The following is a 25069-nucleotide window of genomic DNA, read 5'->3' on the forward strand; positions in this document are numbered from 1 at the left end:
CGTTTATTTTGAAGTTTTTCGCGAGAAACTCGTTTAGCTTCAAACACTTGGCTCGCTGCGATCTCTCGTAGCGGGAGGCGAATCATACAGCGTTTAGAAGCGCTGTCAACCACCTTTTCAACCGCTACCGATCAGACGATCGAAGCACCTCCAGCACTACCTGGATTAAGTAACTCTTTGAAATTCAAGGAGTTTCTCGTTCCGACTACGCTGGAAGTGGGGCGCATTATAAGGGGATTCGAGACCCCGTCAAGGCTTAATTTCAAGAAACCTTAATATCGCTGAAAAACAAAGCGGGGCGGCCAAATGGCCGCCCCGCTTCTATATAGCTACAGCAACTGCCGATCACTCAGCCTTGAGTGTCACCCGGCCAAATGCCTTCTTGCCCGCCTGGCACACATGGGTCGCACCCAGCGCGAACACGAAGTCGCGATCAACCACAGCACCGTCGACCTTGACCGCGCCGCCATTGAGCAGGTCCCGCGCCATTGCCGAGTTCTTCACCAGGCCCGCGCGATTCAGCACGGCAGCGATCGGCAAGCTTTCTGTTGCGCCAACTTCGATCTCAGGCAAGTCTTCCGGCAGCTCGCCCTCCTTCATGCGGTTACCCGCCGCGCGATGCGCATTGGCCGCAGCTTCTTCGCCATGGAAGCGCGCAACGATCTCTTCGGCCAGCTTGATCTTGATGTCACGCGGATTGGCACCATTGGCCACGTCGGCACGGAACTGCTCGATCTCTTCCATCGAACGGAAGCTCAGCAGCTCGAAGTAACGCCACATCAACGTGTCCGGGATCGACACCAGCTTGCTGTACATCACCCCGGGCGCTTCCTGGATACCCACATAGTTGCCCAGCGACTTGGACATCTTCTTCACGCCGTCCAGCCCTTCGAGCAGCGGCATGGTCACGATGTTCTGCGCTTCCTGGCCGTAGGCGCGCTGCAGTTCGCGGCCCATCAGCAGGTTGAACTTCTGGTCGGTACCACCCAGTTCCACGTCAGCCTTCAGCGCTACCGAGTCGTAGCCCTGCACCAGCGGATAGAGGAACTCGTGAATGGCAATCGGCTGGTTGGTGGTGTAACGCTTGTCGAAGTCATCACGCTCGAGCATCCGCGCAACGGTGTACTGCGAAGCCAGGCGAATGAAGTCGGCCGGCGTCAGCTTGTCCATCCAGGTGGAGTTGAAGGCGACCTCGGTCTTGGCCGGGTCGAGGATCTTGAACACCTGCTGTTTATAAGTCTCAGCATTGTCCAGCACCTGCTCGCGCGTCAGTGGCGGACGCGTGGTGCTCTTGCCGCTCGGATCACCGATCATCCCGGTGAAGTCACCAATCAGGAAGATCACCTGATGCCCCAGCTCCTGGAACTGGCGCAGCTTGTTGATCAGGACCGTGTGGCCAAGGTGCAGGTCCGGCGCAGTCGGGTCGAAGCCTGCCTTGATGCGCAGAGGTTGGCCGCGCTTGAGCTTCTCCACCAGTTCCGACTCGACCAACACTTCTTCCGCACCGCGCTTGATAAGCGCCAGCTGCTCTTCAACCGACTTCATAAACAGACCCGCTAGGCTCAGATTCAAGGGGAGCCAACCATACAAGATCGGCCATCAAATACAAGTTTCGCAATGGAATGTGACCTGACCGCAGCTTTGCGGCGTCTACGCGCCCTTGCGTGAAAGTGGATTTGGTTATATTTTATACAGTTATTTCATCTTCATCATGTCATTCATCTTTTCCATATTCACTTTTCTTCAAAGTCACCTTACCTATGACCAACGAAACGCCTAAAGCGCCCCCGCTTTATCCGAAAAGCCATCTGTTGGCCGCCAGCGGCATCGCCGCTCTGCTCAGCCTGGCCCTGCTGGTATTTCCGTCCAGCGAAGTCGAAGCAAAGAAGACCACCCTCAGCCTGGAACTGGAAAGCCCGGCCGAACAACTGAAGGACGAGTCCAAGGCCGCGCCACTGGTGCAGGTCGAAGGCGGTCAAGGCACCCCCTTCGCGCAGATCGAAGGCGCCGAACCCAGCACCGAACAAGCCGCTCAGGAAGCTCCCGCTGCCGAGCAGAAACCCGAAGCCAAGGACCCCAGCCATCGCGAAGTGACCGTCGCTCGCGGCGACACCCTGTCGACGCTGTTCGCCAAGGTTGGCCTGCCGACCAACGCGGTGCATGACCTGCTGGCCAGCAACAAGCAGGCCAAGCAGTTCAGCCAGCTCAAGCACGGCCAGGTGCTGCAGTTCGAACTCGATAAGGATGGCCAACTGGCCAGCCTGCACAGCAAGGTCAGCAACCTCGAAACCATTCGCCTGACCAAGACCGCCAAGGGCTACGCCTTCGATCGTGAAATCAGCAAGCCGGTGGTACGCACTGCCTACGCCCACGGGGTGATCAAGAGCTCGCTGTCGGCCTCGGCCCAGCGCGCCGGGCTTTCCCACAGCATGACCATGGACATGGCCAAGGTGCTTGGCTACGACATCGACTTCGCCCAGGACATCCGCCAGGGCGACGAATTCGACGTGGTCTACGAGCAGAAGGTCATGGATGGCAAGGTGGTCGGCACCGGCAACATCCTCTCCGCGCGCTTCACCAACCGCGGCAAGACCTACACCGCCGTGCGCTATACCAACAAGCAGGGCAACACCAGCTACTACACCGCCGACGGCAACAGCCTGCGCAAGGCTTTCATCCGTACCCCGGTCGATTTCGCCCGCATCAGCTCGCGCTTCTCCGCCGGGCGCAAGCACCCGATCCTGAACAAGATCCGCGCGCACAAAGGCGTCGACTACGCCGCACCACGGGGCACGCCGATCAAGGCCGCCGGTGACGGCCGCATCGAGCTGGCCGGCCGTCGCGGGGGTTACGGCAACACCGTGATCATTGCCCACGGCAACAGCTACAAGACCCTCTACGGGCACATGCAGGGCTTTGCCAAGGGTATCAAGACCGGCAGCAGCGTGAAGCAGGGCCAGATCATCGGTTACATCGGCACCACCGGCCTGTCCACCGGCCCGCACCTGCATTACGAGTTCCAGGTGAACGGCGTGCACGTCGACCCATTGAGCCAGAAGGTGCCGATGGCCGACCCGATCGCCAAGGCCGAGCGCCAGCGTTTCCTGCAGCAGAGCCAACCCCTGATCGCCCGTATGGACCAGGAAAAGGCCACCATGCTCGCAGCGAACAAGCGCTGATCCCATGGCGCTCTACCTGGGGGTGATGTCCGGCACCAGCCTCGACGGGCTGGACATTGCACTGATCGAACAAGGCGAGCAGCCGCTACTGCTCGCCACCCATTACCTGCCCATGCCACCCGACCTGCGGCGCGACCTCCTGAGCCTGTGCAGCAGCGGCCCGGACGAGATCGCACGCGCCGCGCTGGCAGAAAACCGCTGGGCGAGCCTGGCGGCCGAGGGCATCCAGCACCTGCTGGCGCAGCAGGGCCTGGGGGCTGACGCCATCCGCGCCATTGGCAGCCATGGCCAGACCATCCGCCATGAACCTGCCCGCGGATTCACGGTGCAGATCGGTAACCCGGCCTTGCTCGCCGAGCTCACCGGTATCAGCGTGGTTGCCGACTTCCGCCGCCGCGACGTGGCAGCGGGTGGCCAGGGCGCGCCGCTGGTGCCCGCCTTCCACGAGGCGCTGTTCAGCCACCTTGGCAAGCAGCTGGCGGTGCTCAATGTCGGGGGGTTCAGCAACCTGAGCTTGATCGAGCAGGGCAAGCCGGTACACGGTTTCGACTGCGGCCCTGGCAACGTATTGCTGGACGCCTGGGTCGAGCGCAAGCGTGGCCACACCTATGATGCAGACGGTGCCTGGGCAGCCAGCGGCGTGGTACAGGGCGATTTGCTCAATACACTGCTGGGCGACCCGTTCTTCGCCGGCAGCGGGCCAAAAAGCACCGGCCGCGAAGTGTTCAACCTGCCCTGGCTGGACGGCCACCTCGCCCGCCTGCCCGCCTACCGGGACGAAGACGTCCAGGCCACGCTGCTGGAGTTGACCGCGCGCAGCATCATCGACGCACTGCTCAACGCCCAGTCAGGCACGCAGGCCCTGCTGGTGTGCGGCGGGGGTGCCCGCAACGGTGCGCTGATGGCGCGGCTTGCCGGGCTGCTGCCCAATGCCCAGGTCACCAGCACCGGGGAACAGGGCGTCGACCCGGACTGGGTCGAGGCCATGGCCTTTGCCTGGCTGGCCCATTGCTGCCTTGAAGGCATCGCCGCCAACCGCCCCAGCGTCACCGCAGCCAAGGGGCTACGGGTACTGGGCGCAATCTACCCGGCCTGACAGGCTACGCCACAAAGCAAAACGCCGCGCAAATGCGCGGCGTTTTCGTATCGCCCGGCGTCAGATCGAGAACGAGGAGCCACAGCCACAAGTAGTGGCAGCATTCGGGTTCTTGATCACGAAGCGCGAACCTTCCAGGCCTTCCTGGTAGTCCACCTCGGCGCCAGCCAGGTACTGGTAGCTCATCGGGTCAACCACCAGGGACACGCCTTCGCGCTCGACGATGGTGTCATCCTCGGCCACGTCTTCATCGAAGGTGAAGCCGTACTGGAAGCCCGAACAGCCGCCACCGGTCACGAACACGCGCAACTTCAGGCGCTCGTTGCCTTCTTCGGAAACCAGGGTCTTGACCTTTTGCGCTGCCCCTTGGGTGAATTCCAAAGCCGTGGGGGTGAAGGTTTCGACGCTCATGTAGATTCTCCCGGCGCAGTGCCGCCTTAAAACTCGATGACGCGCATTATCCGCTTCTCCGAGAAAATCGGTCAACAATTGTGCGGCTTTAGTCGCGGCAAACAAAAAGGCCCGCACGCGGCGGGCCTTTTCGACGAACCTGGGATTACGGCAGCAGGCCGGCGTGGGACAGGCCCATGCGCTCGTCCAGGCCGAACAGGATGTTCAGGTTCTGCACGGCCTGGCCGGAAGCGCCCTTGACCAGGTTGTCGATCACCGACAGCACCACCACCAGGTCACCGCCCTGTGGGCGATGAACGGCGATGCGGCAGACGTTGGCACCGCGCACGCTGCGGGTTTCCGGGTGGCTGCCCGCTGGCATCACGTCGACGAACGGCTCATCGGCATAGCGCTTTTCGAACAGCGCCTGCAGGTCGACCGAAGTATCGACGACGTTTGCGTACAGGGTGGCGTGAATGCCACGGATCATCGGCGTCAGGTGCGGCACGAAGGTCAGGCCGATGTCCTTGCCGGCAGCCAGGCGCAGGCCTTGGCTGATTTCCGGCAGGTGGCGGTGGCCCTTGACCGCATAGGCCTTCATGCTTTCGCCGGACTCACAGAACAGCGAGCCCACGGCGGCACCGCGCCCTGCCCCGCTGACACCCGACTTGCAGTCGGCGATCAGGCGAGACGGGTCGGCCAGGCCGGCCTCGAGCAGCGGCAGGAAACCCAGCTGGGTGGCGGTCGGATAGCAACCCGGTACGGCGATCAGGCGCGCCTGGCGGATCTTCTCGCGGTTCACTTCAGGCAGGCCGTAGACCGCATCCTTGAGCAGCTCAGGCGCGCCGTGCGGCTGGCCGTACCACTTGCCCCACTCGGTGGCGTCCTGCAGGCGGAAGTCGGCGGACAGGTCGATGACCTTGGTGCCGGCCGCCAGCAGCTCGCCAGCCAGGGCGTGGGCAACACCGTGCGGGGTGGCGAAGAACACCACGTCACACGCTGCCAAAGCCTTGCTGTCCGGCACGCTGAAAGCCAGGCCGTCGTAGTGACCGCGCAGGTTCGGATACATGTCGGCGACCGCCACGCCCGCTTCGGAACGCGAAGTGATGACCGCCACTTCGGCCTGTGGATGCTGTGCCAGCAGACGCAGCAGTTCGACGCCGGTGTAACCCGTGCCGCCGACGATACCGACCTTGATCATAACGCTTGCCCCTTTATCAACGAGCCGACTGGAAAGCGCACGATAATAGGGGTGCAGGGCGCCTGTAACAACTCTTCGGGTGACCCTCCGGGCACTTGGCCTCTACTATCTGACCACCGTGAAAACCTGAAGGAACTCCCTCCATGCTCTATCTATGGATCAAAGCGCTGCATATCGTCAGCGTGGTCTGCTGGTTCGCCGGCCTGTTCTACCTGCCTCGCCTGTTCGTCTACCACGCCCAGAGCGAAGACAGCATCAGCCGCGAACGCTTCATTACCATGGAGCGCAAGCTGTACCGCGGCATCATGAACCCGGCGATGATCGCCACCTATGTATTCGGCGCCTGGATGCTGTACCTCACCCCCGGCTGGCTGAGCCAAGGCTGGCTGCATGCCAAGCTGACCCTGGTGATCCTGCTGACCGGCTACCACCACGTGTGCGGCGCCCAGCGCAAGCGCTTCGCCAGCGGTACCAATACCCGCAGCCATGTCTACTATCGCTGGTTCAACGAAGTGCCGGTGCTGTTCCTGCTGGGCATCGTGATCCTCGTGGTGGTCAAACCGTTCTGACGCACACCCTTCTGCACTGGAGCCTTGCCCATGTCTTTGCCTGCCTCGCTCGAACAACGCCTGCGCTTGCCGGTGATCGCTGCCCCCATGTTCCTGATTTCCAACCCTGATCTGGTCCTGGCCTGCTGCGGCAACGGCATCGTCGGCAGCTTCCCTGCCCTGAACCAGCGCGACAGCGCCGGCTTCAAGGCCTGGCTCGAAGAGATCGAGGCTGGCCTGGCCCAGTTGCATGAGCCCGCGCCCTACGCCGTCAACCTGATCGTCCACCCCACCAACCCGCGCCTGCAGGCCGACCTGGCACTGTGCGTCGAACACCGCGTGCCGATTGTCATCACCAGCCTCGGTGCGGTGAAGGAAGTGGTGGATGCGGTGCACAGCTACGGTGGCCTGGTGTTCCACGACGTGACCACCCGCCGGCATGCCGAGAAGGCCGCCGAGGCGGGCGTGGATGGGCTGATCGCCGTGGCGGCGGGCGCTGGCGGGCATGCAGGCACCTGGAGCCCGTTCGCCCTGGTGGCCGAGATCCGCCAGTTTTTCGACAAGACCTTGCTGTTGGCCGGCTGCATCAACCACGGCCACGAAATCCTCGCGGCCCAGTTGCTGGGCGCAGACCTTGCCTACATGGGCACGCGCTTCATCGCCACCCGCCAGAGCCGTGCGCAGGAGGCCTACAAGCAGATGCTGCTCGACGCCCATGCCGCCGACATTATCCATACCCCCGCGGTTTCCGGCATTCCGGCGAGTTTCCTGCGCCCGAGCCTGGAGCAGGCGGGCTACGACATGGCGGCACTGAAAGCCGGGCACGAACAGGGCAAGCTCAAGCCACTGGACGACGAGGCGAAGGTCTGGAAGACCGTCTGGTCCGCAGGCCAGGGCGTCGGCGAAATCCATGACCTGCCCGACGCCGCCGCGCTCATCCAGCGCCTGCAAGGCGAATACCGTGCAGCGCTGAACCGCAGCCAGGCATTGAGCGCCAAGGCCCTGTAGCAAAAGGCAACACCTTGCCCGGCCAAGTTGTACACTAGGCGCCCTCTTCAGCCCCCAGGAGCCTTGCATGACCCGTTACGCCATGATCACCGGTGCTTCCAGCGGCCTGGGCCTGGCCCTGGCGGAAGCCCTGGCGCGGCGCGGGCGCAACCTGATCCTGGTGGCACGCCATCGCGAGACCCTGGAGCCGGTGGCTATCGAGCTGACCCAGCGCTTCGGCGTCGAAGTGCTGTTTCGCGCCTGCGACCTGAGCCAGCCACTGCGCCTGTCAGGCTTCGTACTGGAGCTCGAGGAAGGCGAACGGCGCATCGACCTGCTGGTCAATTGCGCCGGCCAGCGCACCTACGGCCCGTTCCTGGCCCACGAATGGGCCGATGAGCAGGACCTGCTGGAGGTCAACATCCTGGCCCTGAGCCGCCTGTGCCATGCCATCGGCAACCTGATGGCGGTGCAGGGTGGCGGGCAGATCCTCAATGTCGCCGGCCTTGCGGCAGCGGCACCCGGCCCCTGGATGGCCACCTATGCGGCGAGCAAGGCCTACGTGCTGAACTTCAGCGAAGCGCTGCGCGAAGAGCTCAAGCCCACCGGCATCAAGGTTTCGGTATTGTGCCCAGGCCCGGTGCGCTCGGCGCTGCGGCGCATTCCCCGGCTCGACGGCAACAGCCGCTGCCTGAGCCCCGAGGAAGTGGCCCTGTACACCGTGCGCGCCCTGGCAAAGAACCGCGCGCTGATCATGCCGGTGCGCCGCAACCGCTGGCTGGCCTTTGCCCCACGCCTGATGCCGCGCTGGCTGGCGCGCAAGCTGGCAGGCTTCATCCACCGCCGCTACTGCCCGGTCGGCATGGAATAGCCACTGGGCGAGCGGCGCACGGCTGAGTACACTCGGCCCGACCCTCACCATGGAGCAAGTGCTGTGGACGATCTATTCCTCAAAATCATCAACCGGGAAATCCCGGCGGATATCATCTATGAAGATGACCAGATCCTGGCCTTCAAGGACATCGCCCCAGCGGCGCCGGTACACTTTCTGGTCATCCCGAAGAAACACATCCGCACCCTCAACGACCTGACCGAAGAGGACAAGGCCCTGGCCGGCCATATCCTGTTCACCGCCCAGCGCCTGGCGGTCGAGCAAGGTTGTGAAGAAGGTTTCCGCGTGGTCATGAACTGCAACCCCAAAGGCGGCCAGACCGTCTACCACATCCACATGCATGTACTCGGCCAGCGCCAGATGAACTGGCCACCGGGCTGACCCAAGGCAAGCCCCTCCCGGGCGATTGAGGTAAACTGTCGGGCATCACTTCAGTGGAGGTGCCCGATGGCCACCGAACGTCACTACTCGCCGCTCGACCGCTTGTTGCTGCAGGCCGATACCGCCATGCGCACCTTGCTGCCCTTCAGCGGCCAACCGTCCCGGCCCTCGCCGGCCATCATCCAGCCGGATGTCGAGCTGGACGAAAGCCAGACCCGCCACGTTGCCGGCCTCATGCGCATCAACCATACCGGCGAAGTCTGCGCCCAGGCGCTGTACCAGGGCCAGGCCCTGACCGCCAAGCTGCCGCAGGTGCGCAAGGCCATGGAACATGCCGCCGAGGAAGAAGTCGACCACCTGGCCTGGTGCGAACAGCGCATCCGCCAGCTTGGCAGCCACCCAAGCGTGCTCAACCCGCTGTTCTACGGTATGTCGTTCGGCATCGGCGCACTTGCCGGGCTGGTCAGCGACAAGGTCAGCCTGGGTTTCGTCGCCGCTACCGAGCATCAGGTGTGCAAGCACCTGGACGAACACCTCGAGCAGATCCCCCAGGAAGACGAAAAATCACGGGCCATCCTCGAACAGATGCGCGTGGATGAAGAGCACCACGCCGAATCCGCCCTGGAGGCCGGCGGCTATCGCTTCCCCGCTCCGGTTCGCTTCGGCATGAGCTTGATGGCCAAGGTCATGACCAAGAGCACCTACCGCATCTAAGGGCACGCCCATGACGGACCGCATCGACGCCAAGGACCTGGCGCGCGCCGTGCAAGCCGGCATCCTCCAGCCGGGCCAGGACCAGGCCCTGCTGGACTTCCTGCGCAAGCAACCTGCCGCACGTGGCAACTTCCAGCTGGCTCACGTCGCCTTCTACTTCGGCGCCCTGTTGATCATGGGGGCCATGGGCTGGCTGCTCACCGAAGCCTGGATGCGCATTGGCGACGCCGCCCTGCTGGCCATCGCCACCCTGTACATCGCCCTCATTACCCTGTTCGCCCTGGCCCTGCAAAAGCGCCAGCAACCCATTGCTGCCGGCGTGCTGGCGGCCGTTGCAGTGAGCATCGTGCCGCTGGCCGTGTTCGCCGTCGAACGCCTGGCGGGCTGGTGGCCGCTGGACGATGCGCAAACCGACTATCACCAGTACTACACCTATGTGCAGGGTGGCTGGCTGGTGATGGAGGCGGCCACGGTGCTGGCCGGCCTGCTGATGCTGAGGCTGATTCCCTACCCGTTCATCGTGATGCCCATCGCCGTCGCGCTGTGGTTCATGTCGATGGACCTGAGCGAGTGGGTGTATGGCTCACCGTTCAGCTGGGAGCAGCGGCGCACGGTTTCGCTGTGGTTCGGGCTGGGATTGCTGCTGGTGTTCGTGCTGGTCGACGGCCGTACCCGCGAGGACTACGCCCATTGGGGCTACCTGGCCGGGCTGGCGGCGTTCTGGGGCGGGCTGACGATGATGGAAAGCGACAGTGAACTGGGCAAGGCGCTGTACTGCCTGGTCAACCTTGGCTTGATGGCAATCGCCGTGCTGCTGCGCCGGCCGGTGTTCATGGTGTTTGGCGCACTGGGGGTGGCGGCCTACCTGGGCTATCTGTCTTACGAAGTGTTTGCCGAATCGCTGCTGTTCCCGGTGGTGCTGACGCAGATCGGGCTTGGCGTGATTGGCCTGGGGCTGGCATATCAGAAGCGCCGGGAGCGGTTGAGCCAGGCGGTCAGGGCTTGGCTGCCGCAATGGTTGCTGGCGGCCTTGCCGGCACTGCGTAACTGATTCATGACGCTGAGGCCGCATTTGCGGCCCCAGCTTTTCCGGTTCAACCCAGCTCTACAATCTCGTAGCCGTGGGTAATTTCCACACCAGCGCGCTCCAGCATGATCGACGCCGAGCAGTACTTCTCCGCCGACAGCTCCACCGCCCGCTTGACCTGGGCCTCTTTGAGCCCACGGCCCTTGACCACGAAGTTCATGTGGATCTTGGTAAAGACCTTCGGGTCTTCACTGGCGCGCTCGGCTTCCAGGAAGGCTTCGCAGCTTTCCACCGCCTGGCGGGACTTCTTCAGGATGCTCACCACATCGAAGCTGCTGCAGCCACCCAGGCCGAGCAGGAGCATTTCCATCGGGCGCACGCCCAGGTTGCGGCCGCCAGCCTCGGGCGGGCCATCCATCACCACCACGTGGCCGCTCCCCGACTCACCGAGGAACATCGCTTCACCGGCCCACTGGATGCGTGCCTTCATCTGTCCGTACTCCTGGAATTCGCAAAAGGGTGTCAGCTTAAGCCTTGTATGGCTGTCGGAAAAGCTCAATGCGCGTCGCATTTGTGCCGAAACATCCTGCAGTGTCTGATAAGCTGGCGCCAATTGAATGGCGCGCAGCGTCAATCAATGACTAACAAGAGCCTATGCCTCGCAACGAACAGGATTTCGTGATGGTTGCCTCAGCCCTACCCGCCAAGATCAAGAACATCGACAAGCTGCTGGTGCACTGCCAGCGCCGCCGCTACACCGCCAAGAGCAACATCATCTGCGCCGGTGATCGTGCCGAAACCTTGTCGTACATCATCAAGGGCTCCGTGACCATCCTGATCGAAGACGACGAAGGCCACGAGATGATCATCGCCTACCTCAACAACGGCGATTTCTTCGGCGAACTCGGGCTGTTCGAACCTGCCGACAGCGACCAGCAGCGCAGCGCCTGGGTACGGGCCAAGACCGAATGCGAAGTGGCAGAAATCAGCTACGACAAGTTTCGCGAGCTGACCCGCCACGACCCGGAAATCCTCTACGCCCTCGGCAGCCAGATGGCCCAGCGCCTGCGCAACACCACGCGCAAGGTCGGCGACCTGGCGTTCTTCGATGTGACCGGCCGGGTGGCGCGCTGCCTGCTCGACCTGTGCAAGCAGCCAGATGCCATGACCCACCCGGACGGCATGCAGATCAAGATCACCCGCCAGGAAATTGGCCGCATCGTCGGTTGTTCCCGGGAAATGGTCGGCCGCGTGCTCAAGGATCTGGAAGAACGCAGCCTGGTACAGGTCAAGGGCAAGACCATGGTGGTCTACGGCACCCGTTAATCCCTGGGCAGGGCCGCCAGGACTTCGCGGTATGCCTGGGACAGGCGCTCGAACCAGGGCGCCTGGGGCACCACTTCATGCAAGGCGATATGGCTGTCGGCGCGGCAGCGCTGCTCCAGTTCGCAACACTCGTTGAAGCGGTTGACCGCCGCGACCATCGATTCGCGCTCGTTGTCCAGCAGCAGCGCGCCATGCACCAGCACCACCGGGCGCTTGCCGCCCAGCCCCTGGCGCCAGCGCTGGGCCGTACCGACCAGCTTGCGGCCATTGAGGTTAACGTTGTAGCGGCCATCGCAGAAGGCGCCGTCGATTTCGCCCACCGATGCCACGCCACCCCACTCGCGCAACACATCGCACAGCGGCAGGCACAGGCGCTCGTAGGCGTTTTCGATGCGGCCGTGGTCGCCTTCGCTGCGCGGGGCGACATAGACCAGGGCCACGTTCACCGTCGAATGCGACTGCGGTACCGGCTCACCGCCGGTTTCGCGCAACAGCACCGGCCAGCCGGCAATTGCCAGCTCCGCGCAAGCGGCTTCGAAGTTTTCCAGCCGGCTCATGCGCCGGGGCATGACCAGGGCGTGGTCGGTCGGCCGCCAGAACAGCACGCCGCATTCCTGGTCGCCGCGGCATACGGCGGCCAACAGTTCCTGTTCGGCATGCAGGCCTTGTTCGACGGTGAGGGCCAGGGGTTGATCGATCATTGATCCATCTTTCATGTTGTTTTCCCTGGCCTCTTCGCGGGGCAAGCCCGCTCCCACAGGTTCTTGCTGCACTCAGGAACTGGAGTGTCATTGTGGGAGCGGGCTTGCCCCGCGAAGAGGCCAGAACAGACAGACAAAAAAGCCGGCATAAAGCCGGCTTCGTTTCAATCAGTCCAGTTGCTGAACGGTCTTCTTCACCTGCTCGGGGAAGAACAACCGCTGCAGCTCCAGCCCAGGCTGTTCGGCCCGCATGAATGCCTCGCCGACCAGGAACGAGTAGACCTCGTTGATTTCCATCAGCTCCACATCGGCGCGGTTGAAAATGCCGCTCTCGGTAATGGCCAGACGGTCACGCGGAATGCGCGGCAGCAGGTCGAGGGTGGTCTCCAGGCTGACGTCGAAGGTATGCAGGTTGCGGTTGTTGACCCCCACCAGCGGCGTATCGAGGGTTTTCAACGCGCGGTCCAGCTCATCGCCGTCATGCACTTCGACCAGCACGTCCAGGCCGACGTCCTTGGCGGTGGCGGCCAGCTCGGCCATCTTCACGTCATCCAGCGCCGACACGATCAGCAGCACGCAATCGGCGCCCAGGGCACGGGCCTCGACGATCTGGTACGGGTCGACCATGAAGTCCTTGCGGATCACCGGCAGCGAAACCGCGGCGCGGGCCTGCTGCAGGTATTCATCGGCGCCCTGGAAGTAATCCACGTCGGTCAGCACCGACAGGCAAGTCGCGCCGCCCTTTTCATAGCTGACGGCAATCTCCGCCGGCACGAAGTGCTCGCGGATTACCCCTTTGCTCGGCGAAGCCTTCTTGATTTCGGCAATGACCGCCGGCTGCTTGCGCTTGGCCTGTTCGATCAGCGCATTGGCGAAACCGCGCGGCGCATCGGCAGCCTTGGCCAGGCGCTCCAGTTCGGCAAGGCTGACGCGGGCGCTGCGCTCGGCCACTTCCTGGAATTTACGGGCAATGATCCTTTCCAGCACCGTCGGCACACTCATGCTTCGTTCTCCACCTTGAATACCGCCGTGAAGGCTCCCAATTCCTGCAGCTTCTCCCAGGCCAGGCCGGTGTGCAGGACGTCGTGGGCCAGTTCCACACCCGACTTGAGGCTCATGGCGTGGTCAGCGGCATACAGCGCCGCGCCCGCGTTGAGCACGATCATCTCGGCCGCTTTCTGGCCGTTTTCGGTCTTGCGCCGGCCCAGGGCATCGCGGATCAGCTCCAGCGAAGCCTGCGGGCTCTCGACGGCCAGGCCGTGCAGGCTCTGGCTCTTCATGCCGAGGTCTTCAGGCTCGACCCAGTATTCGCTGATCTGGTCATTTTTCAGTTCGGCGACGAAGGTCGGCGCGGCCAGGCTGAACTCGTCCAGGCCGTCCTTGGAGTGCACCACCAGCACGTGCTTGCTGCCCAGGCGCTGCAGCACCTCGGCCAGCGGGCGGCACAGCGCCTGGGTGAACACGCCCACCACCTGGTGCTTCACACCGGCCGGATTCGTAAGCGGGCCAAGCATGTTGAACAAGGTGCGCAGGCCCAGGTCGCGGCGCGGGCCGGCGGCGTACTTCATGGCGCTGTGATGGCTTTGCGCGAACATGAAGCCGATGCCGAGGCTGTCGATGCAACGCGCAACCTGGGTTGGCGTCAAGTTCAGGTAGATGCCGGCGGCTTCCAGCAGGTCGGCGCTGCCGCTCTTGCCGGACACAGCGCGGTTGCCATGCTTGGCGACCGGGCAACCCGCTGCCGCCAGAACGAACGACGAGGCGGTGGAAACGTTGAAGATGTTGGCGCCGTCACCGCCGGTACCGACGATATCGACCACGCCATCGAGGTTTTTCAGCTCGACCTTGTCGGCCAGCTCGCGCATCACCGAAACGGCACCGACGATCTCGTCGATGCTCTCGCTCTTCATGCGCATGCCCATCAGGAAGGCGCCGATCTGCGCTTCGCTGCACTGGCCGGTCATGATCTGGCGCATGACGCCGCGCATTTCCTCGGTGCTCAGGTCCAGGTGGCCGACGATACGGCTCAACGCGCTCTTGATATCCATGTTCGATCCTTAGCGGCGGCCGCCGGTCTGCTTGAGGAAGTTGGCGAACAGCTCGTGGCCCTGCTCGGTGAGGATGGACTCGGGGTGGAACTGCACCCCTTCGATATTCAGCGTCTTGTGGCGCAGGCCCATGATCTCGTCGACCGAGCCGTCATCGTGGGCGGTCCAGGCGGTCACTTCCAGGCAGTCGGGCAGCGTCTCGCGCTTGACCACCAGCGAATGGTAGCGGGTCACCGTCAGCGGGTTGTTGAGGCCGGCGAACACGCCGAGGTCGCGGTGCTGCACCGGGCTGGTCTTGCCATGCATCACCTGGCGCGCACGCACCACGTCACCGCCAAAGGCCTGGCCGATGGACTGATGGCCAAGGCACACGCCCAGGATCGGCAGCTTGCCGGCAAAATGCAGGATGGCCTCGATGGAAACACCCGCTTCGCTGGGTGTGCACGGGCCTGGGGAGACGACGATGCGCTCGGGGTTGAGGGCTTCGATCTGGGCGATGGTCATTTCATCGTTGCGAATGACCTTCACCTCGGCACCCAGCTCGCCCAGGTACTGGACGACGTTGTAGGTGAATGAGTCGTAGTTGTCGATCATCAGTAACATCGGTTGAACCTCTTGAATCTACTGACTTTGAATTCGAACCTTCCCCGGCCACGCGCGTGGGCAGTGGATGTTTAAGCAAACGGGAAGGTAAACGGGGGCGGGCCGGACGGGCCGGCAGGAGATAAAGTCAGGCGCGCCAACGCCAACGGGCGTGGGCCTTGATTACGCGCATCAAGAGTTTACTGACGATCAACACAGGATAGGTCTCGCTCATACGTCCCGGCACAGTAGCCTACCGGCGCGACGGGCGCAATATGCCCGTAAACACGGGGAAACGAATGGACTTGGGAGCCATGCCCGACGATTTGCTAAGGTCGATCAGGTTGTTCCCATAAAAACAATGAAAAGGATGTTCATCGATGCGCAAAGCACCGCTGCTGCGTTTCACCCTCGCCTCACTGGCCCTCGCCTGTGGCCAGGCCCTCGCCGCCCCCTCGCCCTACTCCACCCTGATCGTGTTCGGCGACAGCCTCAGCGATGCCGGGCAATTTCCCGACCTGGCAGGCGGCACGCCAGGCGCCCGCTTCACCAACCGTGACGCACAAGGCAACTTCGCGCCGGTGTCGCCGATGATCCTTGGCGGCAAACTGGGCTTCAGCGCCAGCGAACTGGGCCCCTCGACCTCACCTGGCAATGCGGCCCGGGGCCTTCCCGATGGCAACAACTGGGCCGTTGGCGGCTATACCACCGGGCAGATCCTGGCATCGATCACCGACACGTCCGAAACCGTGATCCCCCCGGGCCAGCAAGGCGCTGGCACGGTACTGCGCGACCGGCCGGGCTACCTTGCCAACGGCCAGCGGGCCGACCCCAATGCGCTCTACTACCTGACCGGCGGTGGCAATGACTTCCTCCAGGGCCTGGTCAACTCACCGGCCGACGCTGCAGCCGCCGGCGCGCGCCTGGCGGCCAGTGCCCAGGCCCTGCAGCAGGGCGGCGCCCGCTACATCATGGTGTGGCTGCTGCCCGACCTGGGCCAGACTCCCAATTTCAGCGGCACGCCCATGCAGAACCCGCTGTCGCAACTTTCCGCCGTGTTCAACCAGTCACTGGTCAGCCAGCTCAATCAGGTCGACGCCGAGATCATTCCGTTGAACATCCCGCGGCTGCTGAATGAAGCGCTGGCCAGCCCGGCTGATTTCGGCCTGGCCAGCGGCCAGAACCTGGTGGGCACCTGCTACAGCGGCAACAGCTGCGTGGAGAACCCCGTGTACGGCATCAACGGCCTGACACCCGACCCGACCAAGCTGCTGTTCAACGACTCGGTCCACCCCACCATCGCCGGCCAACAGCTAATCGCCGACTACGCCTATTCGATCCTCGCCGCCCCGTGGGAGCTGACATTGCTCCCGGAAATGGCCCACGCCAGCCTGCGTGCGCACCAGGACGAGCTGCGCAATCAGTGGCAGACACCCTGGCAAGCGGTGGGGCAATGGCAACCCTTCGTCAGCACCGGCGCACAGGACCTGGACTTCGACAGCCAGCGCAGCGCCGCCAGTGCAGACGGCCATGGCTACAACCTGACCCTGGGCGGCAGTTATCGGCTGAACGACGCCTGGCGCCTGGGCCTGGCCGGTGGCGCCTACCGGCAGAAACTGGAAGCAGGTGCACAGGATTCGGACTACAAGCTCGACAGCTACCTGGCCACCGCCTTCGCCCAGTTCCGCCAGGACCGCTGGTGGGCGGATGCCGCGCTGACGGCCGGGCACCTGGATTATCGCGACCTCAAGCGCACCTTCGCGCTGGGCGTGAATGACCGCAGCGAGAAAGGCGACACAGATGGCAAAGCCTGGGCCGTGACCGGACGCCTGGGTTACAACCTGGCGGCCGAGGCCAGCAGTTGGCAGCTGGCACCGTTCATCAGTGCCGACTATGCGCGGGTGAAGGTCGATGGGTATGACGAGAAGAGCGGGCGCTCGACCGCGCTGGGCTTCGACGACCAGGACCGCACCTCGCGGCGCCTGGGCGTGGGCCTGCTCGGCAGCGTGCAGGTGCTGCCGAGCACCCGCGTGTTCGCCGAGGTGGCGCAGGAGCATGAGTTCGAGGATGACCGGCAGGATGTGACCATGCACCTGACGACGCTGCCGGCCAACGATATCACCCTGACCGGGTATACGCCGCACAGCGACCTGACCCGAGCGAGCCTCGGGGTGAGCCATGAGCTGGTGGCGGGGGTGCACCTGCGGGGCAATTACAACTGGCGCAAGAGCGATGAGTTAACCCAGCAGGGGGTGAGCCTGGGCGTCAGCGTCGACTTCTGAAAACAGCTGGGGCCGCAATGCGGCCCCATTCGTGTCACTTGGCAGAGGTCTGCTCGGCCAACGCCACCGCACGGAACATCGCCCGGCGCTTGTTGATGGTTTCTTCCCACTCCAGCGCTGGCACCGAGTCGGCAACGATGCCGCCGCCAGCCTGCACATGCAGTTCGCCGTCCTTGATCACCGCCGTGCGAATGGCAATCGCGGTATCCATGTTGCCGTTCCAGGCGAAGTAGCCCACCGCGCCCCCATAGACGCCACGCTTGACCGGCTCCAGTTCGTCGATGATTTCCATCGCGCGGATTTTCGGCGCACCCGACAAGGTGCCCGCCGGCAGGATCGCCCGCAGTGCATCCATGGCGGTCAGGCCCTGGCGCAGCTGGCCGGTGACGTTGGATACGATGTGCATCACGTTGGAGTAACGCTCGATCACCATCTTCTCGGTCAGGCGCACGCTGCCGGTCGACGACACCCGGCCCACGTCGTTGCGGCCCAGGTCGATGAGCATCAGGTGCTCGGCGATTTCTTTCTCGTCCGACAGCAGGTCGTCTTCCAACGCCCGGTCGGCCTCTTCGGTCGCCCCGCGCGGGCGCGTGCCGGCAATCGGGCGCACGGTGACCAGGTTGTCCTCCACCCGCACCAGCACTTCCGGCGAGCTGCCTACCACATGGAAGTCGCCGAAGTTGAAGAAGTACATGTAAGGCGTCGGGTTGAAGCAGCGCAGCGCACGGTACAGGTCGATGGGCGCGGCCTTGAAGTCGATCGACATGCGCTGCGACGGCACCACCTGCATGCAGTCGCCCGCCAGGATGTATTCCTTGATGCGCCCTACCGCGTTCTCGTAATCGTCGCGGGTATAGCTGGAGCGAAATTCCGGCTCGGCCGCCATCGGGCCGCTGAGGTCGAGGCCACGGCGCGGCGTGATCGGCTGGCGCAGGGTTTCCAGCAGGCCCTGCAGGCGTGCCTGGCCTTGTTCGAACGCCTGCTCCTGGGCCGGGTCGACCAGCACGATGGCGTGCATCTTGCCCGCCAGGTTGTCGAACACCACCACGGCGTCGGAAACCATCAGCAGGATGTCCGGCACGCCCAGTGGGTCCGGGTTGGGGCTGGCGCCCAGGCGTTTTTCCACATAGCGCACGCAGTCGTAGCCGAAGTAGCCCACCAGGCCGCCGTTGAAGCGAGGCAAGCCGGGGATGTCAGCGACCTTGTAGCGGTCCTTGAAGGCTTCGACGAAGGCCAGCGGGTCTTCGACGTCATGGCTTTCCACTTCCACGCCATCCTGGAGGATGCTGACGTGGTAGCCGTGCACGCGCATCACCGTGCGCGACGGCAGGCCGATCATCGAGTAACGGCCCCACTTCTCGCCGCCCTGCACCGATTCGAGCAGGTAGGTGTTGGGCTGGTCGGCCAGTTTCAGGTAGATCGACAGCGGCGTGTCGAAGTCGGCCAGGGTTTCGCAGGCCAGGGGAATGCGGTTGTAGCCGGCAGCGGCCAGGCGCAGGAATTCTTCGCGGGTCATGGGTAGCCTCGTGGCAAGCAGCAATAGGGTCGGGCAAGCGGACGGGCCGGCAGGCGCCGGCGGGCAGGAGTCAGGCGCGCCAGCGCCAACGGGCCAGTGCCTTGATGACTTTCATCCAGAATTTGCCAGTGACCGCCACGGGGGACTCTCTGTCTTGTGAGGCTTGAAGGTCCGCCAACGTTATCCCAGTGGCCGGGTCTGCGCAACCGGGCAGCAGCGCGCGCAGGTCGTCGATCACCAGGTTCGGCGATTCTTCATCGATCGGCCGGCCATGGTTGTAGCCATAGCTCAGGCCAACGCACTGCACACCGGCAGCCTTGGCCGCCAGCACGTCGCTGCGCGAGTCACCGACGAACAGCGATTGCTCCGGCGTGACGCCGGCCATTTTCATCACGTGCAGCAGCGCTGCGGGGTCGGGCTTTTTCTCTGGCAGCGTGTCGCCGCCGATGATCCAGCGGAAATAGCGGCCGATCTTCATCTGGTCCAGCAACGGCCCGACGAAGCGTTCGGGCTTGTTGGTGATCAGCGCCATCTCCACGCCCTGCTTGTGCAGCCAGCGCAGGGTATCCTTCACACCGGGGTAGATGACGGTCAGCCCATGGCTGTCGGCATACGCCTCCATGAACAACGCCAGCGCCTGGTCGGCCAGGGCATCGTCCACCGAAGCGTGCTCGATGCCGCCGGCCAGGGCCCGGCGCACCAGCACCTGGGCACCGTTGCCTACCCAGTGGCGCACGGCCTCGAGGCCTGCGGGCGGGCGCCCGAGTTCGAGCAGCATGCGGTCCACGGCGGCGGCCAGGTCAGGTACCGAGTCGATCAGGGTGCCGTCCAGATCGAACATCACCAGCCTGGGCAGCGTCCCCGGGAACAGCTGCTCGAAGCCGCTCATGGGCGCGCCTGGGCCAGTTCGGCGCGCATCTTGGCGATGACTTCCTGGTAGTCCGGGGCATTGAAGATGGCCGAGCCGGCGACGAAGGTGTCGGCGCCCGCGGCTGCGATCTCGCGGATGTTGTTGACGTTGACGCCGCCGTCGATTTCCAGGCGGATATCACGGCCACTGGCATCGATCAGGGCGCGGGCCTCGCGCAGCTTGTCGAGGGTGCCGGGGATGAACTTCTGCCCGCCGAAGCCTGGGTTGACGCTCATCAGCAGCACCATGTCGACCTTGTCCATCACGTACTTCAGGGCATCCAGGCTGGTCGCCGGGTTGAACACCAGGCCGGCCTTGCAGCCGCCGTCCTTGATCAACTGCAGCGAACGGTCGATGTGCTGCGAGGCTTCCGGGTGGAAGGTGATGTAGGTGGCGCCAGCTTCGATGAAGTCGCCGATGATGCGGTCGACCGGGCTGACCATCAGGTGCACGTCGATCGGCGCGGTCACGCCGTACTTGCGCAGCGCGGTGCAGACCATCGGGCCGATGGTCAGGTTGGGGACGTAGTGGTTGTCCATCACATCGAAGTGAACGATGTCGGCGCCGGCGGCCAGCACCTTGTCGACGTCCTCGCCCAGGCGGGCGAAATCGGCGGAGAGAATGGAGGGGGCAATAGCGTAGGGCTGCATGGCGCACCTGTTGGCAGAATCACGGTGGCGCGCATTGTAACTCAGGGAATTGGATACAGGCTGATTGGTATCAATCCGTGTCGACGGGTGTCTCCTTTGTCTGAACCGGCCTCATCGCCGGCAAGCCGGCTCCCACAGGATCTGCACTGCCCTACCTGTGGGAGCCGGCTTGCCGGCGATGAGGCCAGCACAGGCAAGCATCAATCAACCAGGCTGCTGCGTCCTCAGCTTCTCGCTGCGCCCACGCAACCACTCCAGGGTCAGCAACAACACCACCGAGAAGCCAATCAGCAAGGTCGCCGCCGCCGCAATGGTCGGGCTGAGGTTCTCGCGAATGCCGCTGAACATCTGCCGCGGCAAGGTCGCTTGCTCCGGGCCGGCCAGAAACAGCGTCACCACCACTTCATCGAACGAAGTGGCAAAGGCGAACAGCGCCCCGGAAATCACCCCAGGCGCAATCAAAGGCAAGGTCACCCGACGGAACGCCAGCAACGGCGAGGCGCCCAGGCTGGCAGCCGCGCGCACCAGGTTGTAGTTGAAGCCCTGCAAGGTCGCCGACACGGTAATGATGACGAACGGCACACCCAGCACCGCATGCACCAGAATCAGCGAGATGAAGCTGTTGCCCATGCCCAGCGGGGCGAAGAACAGGTAACTGGCCACGCCGATGATCACCACCGGCACCACCATCGGCGAAATCACCAGCGCCATCACCAGCGACTTGCCCGGGAAGTCGCCGCGGGTCAGGCCGATCGAGGCCAAGGTGCCGAACACCATGGCCAGCAGCGTCGCCGCCGGGGCGACGATGATGCTGTTCTTCAGCGCCCGCATCCATTCGGCCGAGGCGAAGAAGTCGTGGTACCACTGCAGCGAGAAGCCCTGCAGCGGATACACCAGGAAACTGCCACTGTTGAACGACAGCGGCACGATCACCAGCACCGGCAGCACCAAGAACAGCAGGATCAGGCCGCACAGAATGCGCAGGCTGTAGAACCACACCCGCTCCACGGGCGACATGTATGGGCTCAGCATCACAAGGCTCCTCAGCTCAGGCGCAGGCGGCTGGCGCCGACCAGCCAGCTATAGATCAGGTACAGCAGCACGGTCGCCAGCAGCAACAGCCCGCCCAGCGCGGTGGCCATGCCCCAGTTGATGCTGGTGTTGGTATAGAAGGCGACGAAGTAGCTGACCATCTGGTCGTTGGGGCTACCGAGCAGCGCCGGGGTGATGTAGTAGCCGATGGCCAGGATGAACACCAGCAGGCAACCGGCGCCCACACCTGCGTAGGTCTGCGGGAAGTACACCCGCCAGAAGCTGGCGAACGGGTGGCAACCGAGCGAAATCGCCGCGCGCATGTAGCTGGGCGAAATGCCCTTCATCACGCTGTACAACGGCAAAATCATGAACGGCAGCAGGATGTGCACCATCGAGATGTACACGCCGGTGCGGTTGAACACCAGCTCCAGCGGCTGGTCGATGATGCCCATCGCCATCAGCGCACTGTTGATCAGCCCGCCCGACTGCAGCAGCACGATCCACGCCGCCACCCGCACCAGGATCGAAGTCCAGAACGGCAGCAGCACCAGGATCATCAAGAGGTTGCTCTGCCGGGTCGGCAGGTTGGCCAGCAAGTAGGCCAGCGGGTAGGCCAGCACCAGGCAGATGGCCGTGATCACCACACCCATCCACAGGGTGCGGGCAAAGATGTCCAGGTAGATGGCCTGGTCAGGCGTGGCCTTGGCCAGCTCGCCGAGGTCGTCGATACGGTGGTCGAGCGCCGCCAGCAGGTAGAACGATGTCACCGAACTGGTATTGCGGCGGATCGCCTGCCAATAGGCCGGGTCGCCCCAACGCTCGTCGAGTGCCTGCAGGGCATCTTTATATGAGGCCGGCTCTTCCTTGAACGGCAGCGCCCGCGCGGTTTTCGCCAACAGGCTGCGGTAGCCGGCCAGTTCCATGTTCAGGCGCTTGGAGAGGTCGCCCAGGGTCTGGTTCTTGCGCGACTCGGCCAGGTCCTGGCCCAGGGCCTTGTACACCTCTTCACCCGGCAAGCTCTTGCCATCCCAGCGGGCGATGGTCTCGACCGTGCGCGGCAGGCCGCCGACCACTTCCGGGTTGCCGACGCTCTTGTACAAAAGCGCCGCGATCGGCACCAGGAACACCAGCAGGAGAAACAGCGCCAGCGGCGCGATCAACGCCTGGGCCTTCCAGCGGTTGACCCGCTCGGCGTGCTTGAGGCGCTGCTTCAGGTTTGGACCTGCGCCTTCGTTCAGGGGCATTGCAATGGCCATGGCGAACTCCGCAAAACAGGCTGAATTTGGGGCTGCTGTGCAGCCCATCGCCGGCAAGCCGGTTCCCACACTACCTCAGCTGTGGGAGCCGGCTTGCCGCCGACGGGCCGCAACAGCGGCTCCTGTCGTTTACTTCGCCGCCCAGGCGTTGAAGCGTTGCTCCAGCTGTTCGCTGTTGTCGGCCCAGAAGGCCACGTCGATCTGCACCTGGTTGGCGATGTTCTCAGGCGTGGTCGGCATGTCCTTCTTCACTGCATCCGCCAGCAGCGGGACGGCCATGGAGTTGGCCGGGCCGTAGGCGATGTTTTCGGAGTAGGTCTTCTGCTGCTCTGGCTTCACGCTGAAGGCGATGAACTTCTCCGCTTCTTCCTTATTCTTGGCGCCTTTCGGAATGGCCCAGGCGTCGAAGTCGTAGATACCGCCGTTCCATACCACCTTCAGGTTGCTTTCCTTCTGCACCGCAGCGATGCGGCCGTTGTAGGCCGAGCTCATGACCACGTCACCCGAGGCCAGGTACTGCGGCGGCTGGGCGCCGGCTTCCCACCACTGGATGCTGGGCTTGAGTTCGTCGAGTTTCTTGAAGGCGCGGTCCTGGCCTTCCTTGGTACCCAGCACTTGATAAACGTCCTTCGGCGCCACGCCGTCTGCCATCAGGGCGAATTCGAGGGTGTACTTGGCGCCTTTGCGTAGGCCGCGCTTACCTGGGAATTTTTTCGTGTCCCAGAAATCGGCCCAGCTGGTAGGCGCGGTCTTGAGCTTGTCGGCGTTGTAGGCAAGTACCGTGGACCAGACGAAGAAGCCCACGCCGCATGGCTGGATGGCGCCCTTCACATAGTCACTTTCTTTGCCGAACAGGGCCGGGTCGAGCTGTTCGAACATGCCTTCGTCACAACCGCGGGCCAGCTCCGGCGACTCCACTTCCACCAGGTTCCAGTTCACGCTCTTGGTATCGACCATGGCTTTGACCTTGGCCATCTCACCGTTGTATTCGCCCGCGGTGATCTTGCCATTGCCGGCCTTTTCCCAAGGCTCGTAGAACGCCTTGACCTGGGCCGCCTTGTTGGCGCCACCGAAGGAAATCACGGTCAGGTCCGCTGCCATGGTCTGGCCGGCGGCGAACAGGCCAAGGGCCAGGGCGGTCAGTTTCAACTGCTTGCGCATTATTATTCTCTCCACAGTACAGGGTTGGTGAAGCAATCCATCAGTGGGCTTCGGCAATCGGATCGAGCGCGCGCGCGTGCTCCACCTCCCAGCCCAGCGGTACCACATCGCCCACGGCCAGCGCCGGGTCGAGCTCGGCAATCGGCTGCTTCACGAAGAAGTCGGCCTTGCCGCAGACCTCCAGGCGCACGCGCACGTGGTCGCCCAGGTAGATGAACTCGGCCACGCGGCCGGAGAAGCGGTTGACGCAGCTTTGGCTGTGGCCATTGAGGCGCACGCGCTCGGGGCGGATCGACAAGGTCACCGGCTCCCCGGCCTGGCCGACATTCACCGCCAGCGCCTCGACCCGCTCGCCGCGCGCCAGCTGCACCTGGCAGCGCTTGCCATCACTGGCCAGCAGGGTACCGTTGATGCGGTTGTTCTCGCCGATGAAGTTGGCGACGAAGGTGTTGCGTGGCTCTTCATAAAGCGTGCGCGGGTCGGCGATCTGCTGGATCTCGCCCTGGTGGAACACCGCCACGCGGTCGGACATGGTCAGCGCCTCGCCCTGGTCGTGGGTCACGTACACCACGGTCACGCCGAGGCGCTGGTGGATGTGCTTGATCTCCATCTGCATGTGTTCGCGCAGCTGCTTGTCGAGGGCGCCGAGCGGCTCGTCCATCAGCACCAGCTGCGGCTCGAACACCAGGGCGCGGGCCAGGGCCACACGCTGCTGCTGGCCGCCGGACAATTGCCCGGGGTAGCGCTTGGCGAAGGCGTCGAGCTGGACCATGTTGAGCACCCGCTTGACCCGCTCGCTGATGTCGGTCTTGCTCAGGTTGCGCACGCTCAAGGGGAAGGCCAGGTTCTCGGCCACCGTCATGTGCGGGAACAGCGCGTAGTTCTGGAACACCATGCCGATGTCGCGCTTGTGCGGCGGCACGTTGTTGATCGAACGCCCCGCCAGCTGGATTTCACCGGCGGTGGGGGTTTCGAACCCGGCGAGCATCATCAGGCTGGTGGTCTTGCCCGAGCCGGACGGCCCGAGCAGGGTGAGGAACTCACCTTTGCGAATGTCCAGGTTGAGGTCTTTGACGATCAGCGATTCGCCGTCGTAGCTCTTCTGCACACCACGGAAGCTGACCAGCGTTTCGCCAGTGGCCGCATTCGAATTCGCCTCGCTCATGCCTGCACCTTCTTGTTGGATG

25 protein-coding genes are annotated in these 25069 nt (G+C 63.8%); 10 read left to right on the forward strand and 15 right to left on the reverse strand.

Features of this window, described 5'->3' with window-relative positions; all coding sequences use genetic code 11:
• Nucleotides 1-345: 345 nt before the first annotated feature.
• Nucleotides 346-1545, reverse strand: a complete 1200-nt coding sequence (gene tyrS / locus L6D75_RS25565; RefSeq protein ID WP_176515986.1) for a tyrosine--tRNA ligase — start codon at nt 1543-1545, stop codon at nt 346-348.
• Between the two features lie 215 nt (nt 1546-1760).
• On the opposite strand from tyrS, the gene L6D75_RS25570 reads away from it, so the two are divergent.
• Together L6D75_RS25570 and L6D75_RS25575 are read left to right on the forward strand one after the other, a co-directional pair.
• The gene (locus tag L6D75_RS25570; protein ID WP_176515987.1) at nt 1761-3179 is read left to right on the forward strand and encodes a peptidoglycan DD-metalloendopeptidase family protein; all 1419 of its coding nucleotides are present in this window, start codon (nt 1761-1763) and stop codon (nt 3177-3179) included.
• A 4-nt stretch (nt 3180-3183) separates the two neighbouring features.
• Nucleotides 3184-4275, forward strand: coding sequence for an anhydro-N-acetylmuramic acid kinase (locus L6D75_RS25575; RefSeq protein WP_176515989.1), 1092 nt, complete (start codon nt 3184-3186; stop codon nt 4273-4275).
• A gap of 60 nt (nt 4276-4335) precedes the next feature.
• Here the strand turns inward: L6D75_RS25575 and erpA are convergent, their stop codons facing one another.
• Both erpA and argC read right to left on the reverse strand, forming a co-directional pair.
• Nucleotides 4336-4686: an iron-sulfur cluster insertion protein ErpA gene (erpA, locus tag L6D75_RS25580; protein WP_176515990.1), complete on the reverse strand. Its 351-nt coding sequence runs from the start codon at nt 4684-4686 to the stop codon at nt 4336-4338.
• A 145-nt stretch (nt 4687-4831) separates the two neighbouring features.
• On the reverse strand, nt 4832-5866 hold the full coding sequence (gene argC / locus L6D75_RS25585) for an N-acetyl-gamma-glutamyl-phosphate reductase (protein ID WP_176515992.1): 1035 nt from the start codon (nt 5864-5866) through the stop codon (nt 4832-4834).
• A 143-nt stretch (nt 5867-6009) separates the two neighbouring features.
• Between argC and hemJ the strand changes: the two genes are divergently transcribed.
• The 6 genes from hemJ to L6D75_RS25615 all read left to right on the forward strand — a co-directional run bounded on the left by hemJ (nt 6010) and on the right by L6D75_RS25615 (nt 10439).
• On the forward strand, nt 6010-6435 hold the full coding sequence (gene hemJ / locus L6D75_RS25590) for a protoporphyrinogen oxidase HemJ (RefSeq protein ID WP_176515994.1): 426 nt from the start codon (nt 6010-6012) through the stop codon (nt 6433-6435).
• A 30-nt stretch (nt 6436-6465) separates the two neighbouring features.
• Nucleotides 6466-7422, forward strand: a complete 957-nt coding sequence (locus L6D75_RS25595; protein WP_176515996.1) for an NAD(P)H-dependent flavin oxidoreductase — start codon at nt 6466-6468, stop codon at nt 7420-7422.
• A gap of 67 nt (nt 7423-7489) precedes the next feature.
• Nucleotides 7490-8272, forward strand: coding sequence for an SDR family NAD(P)-dependent oxidoreductase (locus tag L6D75_RS25600; RefSeq protein ID WP_176515998.1), 783 nt, complete (start codon nt 7490-7492; stop codon nt 8270-8272).
• Nucleotides 8273-8335: 63 nt separating this feature from the next.
• Complete coding sequence (locus L6D75_RS25605) at nt 8336-8674, forward strand: histidine triad nucleotide-binding protein (protein WP_003255518.1); 339 nt, start codon at nt 8336-8338, stop codon at nt 8672-8674.
• A 66-nt stretch (nt 8675-8740) separates the two neighbouring features.
• Nucleotides 8741-9388, forward strand: coding sequence for a 2-polyprenyl-3-methyl-6-methoxy-1,4-benzoquinone monooxygenase (gene coq7 / locus L6D75_RS25610; RefSeq protein ID WP_176516000.1), 648 nt, complete (start codon nt 8741-8743; stop codon nt 9386-9388).
• Nucleotides 9389-9398: 10 nt separating this feature from the next.
• Nucleotides 9399-10439, forward strand: coding sequence for a DUF2157 domain-containing protein (locus L6D75_RS25615; protein WP_176516002.1), 1041 nt, complete (start codon nt 9399-9401; stop codon nt 10437-10439).
• A gap of 43 nt (nt 10440-10482) precedes the next feature.
• Here the strand turns inward: L6D75_RS25615 and L6D75_RS25620 are convergent, their stop codons facing one another.
• Complete coding sequence (locus L6D75_RS25620) at nt 10483-10905, reverse strand: OsmC family protein (protein WP_004376171.1); 423 nt, start codon at nt 10903-10905, stop codon at nt 10483-10485.
• A 191-nt stretch (nt 10906-11096) separates the two neighbouring features.
• On the opposite strand from L6D75_RS25620, the gene crp reads away from it, so the two are divergent.
• On the forward strand, nt 11097-11741 hold the full coding sequence (gene crp / locus L6D75_RS25625; protein ID WP_176516004.1) for a cAMP-activated global transcriptional regulator CRP: 645 nt from the start codon (nt 11097-11099) through the stop codon (nt 11739-11741).
• Here crp and L6D75_RS25630 read toward each other — a convergent pair.
• From L6D75_RS25630 to L6D75_RS25645, 4 genes are all read right to left on the reverse strand, one after another.
• Nucleotides 11738-12442: a lipoate--protein ligase family protein gene (locus tag L6D75_RS25630; RefSeq protein WP_176516006.1), complete on the reverse strand. Its 705-nt coding sequence runs from the start codon at nt 12440-12442 to the stop codon at nt 11738-11740. The genes crp and L6D75_RS25630 overlap by 4 nt on opposite strands.
• A 168-nt stretch (nt 12443-12610) precedes the next feature.
• Nucleotides 12611-13444, reverse strand: coding sequence for an indole-3-glycerol phosphate synthase TrpC (trpC, locus tag L6D75_RS25635; RefSeq protein ID WP_176516008.1), 834 nt, complete (start codon nt 13442-13444; stop codon nt 12611-12613).
• Nucleotides 13441-14490: an anthranilate phosphoribosyltransferase gene (gene trpD, locus L6D75_RS25640; RefSeq protein WP_176516010.1), complete on the reverse strand. Its 1050-nt coding sequence runs from the start codon at nt 14488-14490 to the stop codon at nt 13441-13443. Before trpD ends, trpC begins: the two co-directional genes overlap by 4 nt.
• A 9-nt stretch (nt 14491-14499) precedes the next feature.
• Nucleotides 14500-15093 (reverse strand): aminodeoxychorismate/anthranilate synthase component II, encoded by a 594-nt coding sequence (locus L6D75_RS25645; protein WP_176516013.1) that lies wholly within the window; start codon nt 15091-15093, stop codon nt 14500-14502.
• 359 nt (nt 15094-15452) lie between these two features.
• On the opposite strand from L6D75_RS25645, the gene estP reads away from it, so the two are divergent.
• Complete coding sequence (gene estP, locus L6D75_RS25650) at nt 15453-17354, forward strand: esterase EstP (protein ID WP_176516015.1); 1902 nt, start codon at nt 15453-15455, stop codon at nt 17352-17354.
• Between the two features lie 34 nt (nt 17355-17388).
• On the opposite strand, the gene trpE is transcribed toward estP, so the two are convergent.
• From trpE to L6D75_RS25685, 7 genes are all read right to left on the reverse strand, one after another.
• Nucleotides 17389-18870 (reverse strand): anthranilate synthase component I, encoded by a 1482-nt coding sequence (trpE, locus tag L6D75_RS25655; RefSeq protein WP_176516017.1) that lies wholly within the window; start codon nt 18868-18870, stop codon nt 17389-17391.
• A 70-nt stretch (nt 18871-18940) separates the two neighbouring features.
• Nucleotides 18941-19759, reverse strand: a complete 819-nt coding sequence (locus tag L6D75_RS25660) for a phosphoglycolate phosphatase (protein ID WP_176516019.1) — start codon at nt 19757-19759, stop codon at nt 18941-18943.
• The gene (gene rpe, locus L6D75_RS25665) at nt 19756-20430 is read right to left on the reverse strand and encodes a ribulose-phosphate 3-epimerase (RefSeq protein WP_027917448.1); all 675 of its coding nucleotides are present in this window, start codon (nt 20428-20430) and stop codon (nt 19756-19758) included. Before rpe ends, L6D75_RS25660 begins: the two co-directional genes overlap by 4 nt.
• 204 nt (nt 20431-20634) lie before the next feature.
• Nucleotides 20635-21462 (reverse strand): ABC transporter permease, encoded by an 828-nt coding sequence (locus L6D75_RS25670; RefSeq protein ID WP_176516021.1) that lies wholly within the window; start codon nt 21460-21462, stop codon nt 20635-20637.
• An 11-nt stretch (nt 21463-21473) separates the two neighbouring features.
• On the reverse strand, nt 21474-22721 hold the full coding sequence (locus L6D75_RS25675) for an ABC transporter permease (protein WP_176516023.1): 1248 nt from the start codon (nt 22719-22721) through the stop codon (nt 21474-21476).
• Between the two features lie 129 nt (nt 22722-22850).
• Complete coding sequence (locus tag L6D75_RS25680) at nt 22851-23882, reverse strand: ABC transporter substrate-binding protein (RefSeq protein ID WP_176516025.1); 1032 nt, start codon at nt 23880-23882, stop codon at nt 22851-22853.
• A gap of 40 nt (nt 23883-23922) precedes the next feature.
• Complete coding sequence (locus L6D75_RS25685) at nt 23923-25047, reverse strand: ABC transporter ATP-binding protein (RefSeq protein ID WP_176516026.1); 1125 nt, start codon at nt 25045-25047, stop codon at nt 23923-23925.
• Between the last annotated feature and the right edge of the window lie 22 nt (nt 25048-25069).

The sequence above is a fragment of the Pseudomonas faucium genome (assembly GCF_021602585.1).
Lineage (GTDB): Bacteria > Pseudomonadota > Gammaproteobacteria > Pseudomonadales > Pseudomonadaceae > Aquipseudomonas > Aquipseudomonas faucium.

What these genes read in the sequence shown, in the direction of transcription:
- tyrS (WP_176515986.1), bottom strand. Translation starts at nt 1,545, where the DNA reads ATGAAGTCGGTTGAAGAGCAGCTGGCGCTTATCAAGCGCGGTGCGGAA.
- L6D75_RS25570 (WP_176515987.1), top strand. Translation starts at nt 1,761, where the DNA reads ATGACCAACGAAACGCCTAAAGCGCCCCCGCTTTATCCGAAAAGCCAT.
- L6D75_RS25575 (WP_176515989.1), top strand. Translation starts at nt 3,184, where the DNA reads ATGGCGCTCTACCTGGGGGTGATGTCCGGCACCAGCCTCGACGGGCTG.
- erpA (WP_176515990.1), bottom strand. Translation starts at nt 4,686, where the DNA reads ATGAGCGTCGAAACCTTCACCCCCACGGCTTTGGAATTCACCCAAGGG.
- argC (WP_176515992.1), bottom strand. Translation starts at nt 5,866, where the DNA reads ATGATCAAGGTCGGTATCGTCGGCGGCACGGGTTACACCGGCGTCGAA.
- hemJ (WP_176515994.1), top strand. Translation starts at nt 6,010, where the DNA reads ATGCTCTATCTATGGATCAAAGCGCTGCATATCGTCAGCGTGGTCTGC.
- L6D75_RS25595 (WP_176515996.1), top strand. Translation starts at nt 6,466, where the DNA reads ATGTCTTTGCCTGCCTCGCTCGAACAACGCCTGCGCTTGCCGGTGATC.
- L6D75_RS25600 (WP_176515998.1), top strand. Translation starts at nt 7,490, where the DNA reads ATGACCCGTTACGCCATGATCACCGGTGCTTCCAGCGGCCTGGGCCTG.
- coq7 (WP_176516000.1), top strand. Translation starts at nt 8,741, where the DNA reads ATGGCCACCGAACGTCACTACTCGCCGCTCGACCGCTTGTTGCTGCAG.
- L6D75_RS25615 (WP_176516002.1), top strand. Translation starts at nt 9,399, where the DNA reads ATGACGGACCGCATCGACGCCAAGGACCTGGCGCGCGCCGTGCAAGCC.
- L6D75_RS25620 (WP_004376171.1), bottom strand. Translation starts at nt 10,905, where the DNA reads ATGAAGGCACGCATCCAGTGGGCCGGTGAAGCGATGTTCCTCGGTGAG.
- crp (WP_176516004.1), top strand. Translation starts at nt 11,097, where the DNA reads ATGGTTGCCTCAGCCCTACCCGCCAAGATCAAGAACATCGACAAGCTG.
- L6D75_RS25630 (WP_176516006.1), bottom strand. Translation starts at nt 12,442, where the DNA reads ATGATCGATCAACCCCTGGCCCTCACCGTCGAACAAGGCCTGCATGCC.
- trpC (WP_176516008.1), bottom strand. Translation starts at nt 13,444, where the DNA reads ATGAGTGTGCCGACGGTGCTGGAAAGGATCATTGCCCGTAAATTCCAG.
- trpD (WP_176516010.1), bottom strand. Translation starts at nt 14,490, where the DNA reads ATGGATATCAAGAGCGCGTTGAGCCGTATCGTCGGCCACCTGGACCTG.
- L6D75_RS25645 (WP_176516013.1), bottom strand. Translation starts at nt 15,093, where the DNA reads ATGTTACTGATGATCGACAACTACGACTCATTCACCTACAACGTCGTC.
- estP (WP_176516015.1), top strand. Translation starts at nt 15,453, where the DNA reads ATGCGCAAAGCACCGCTGCTGCGTTTCACCCTCGCCTCACTGGCCCTC.
- trpE (WP_176516017.1), bottom strand. Translation starts at nt 18,870, where the DNA reads ATGACCCGCGAAGAATTCCTGCGCCTGGCCGCTGCCGGCTACAACCGC.
- L6D75_RS25660 (WP_176516019.1), bottom strand. Translation starts at nt 19,759, where the DNA reads ATGAGCGGCTTCGAGCAGCTGTTCCCGGGGACGCTGCCCAGGCTGGTG.
- rpe (WP_027917448.1), bottom strand. Translation starts at nt 20,430, where the DNA reads ATGCAGCCCTACGCTATTGCCCCCTCCATTCTCTCCGCCGATTTCGCC.
- L6D75_RS25670 (WP_176516021.1), bottom strand. Translation starts at nt 21,462, where the DNA reads ATGCTGAGCCCATACATGTCGCCCGTGGAGCGGGTGTGGTTCTACAGC.
- L6D75_RS25675 (WP_176516023.1), bottom strand. Translation starts at nt 22,721, where the DNA reads ATGGCCATTGCAATGCCCCTGAACGAAGGCGCAGGTCCAAACCTGAAG.
- L6D75_RS25680 (WP_176516025.1), bottom strand. Translation starts at nt 23,882, where the DNA reads ATGCGCAAGCAGTTGAAACTGACCGCCCTGGCCCTTGGCCTGTTCGCC.
- L6D75_RS25685 (WP_176516026.1), bottom strand. Translation starts at nt 25,047, where the DNA reads ATGAGCGAGGCGAATTCGAATGCGGCCACTGGCGAAACGCTGGTCAGC.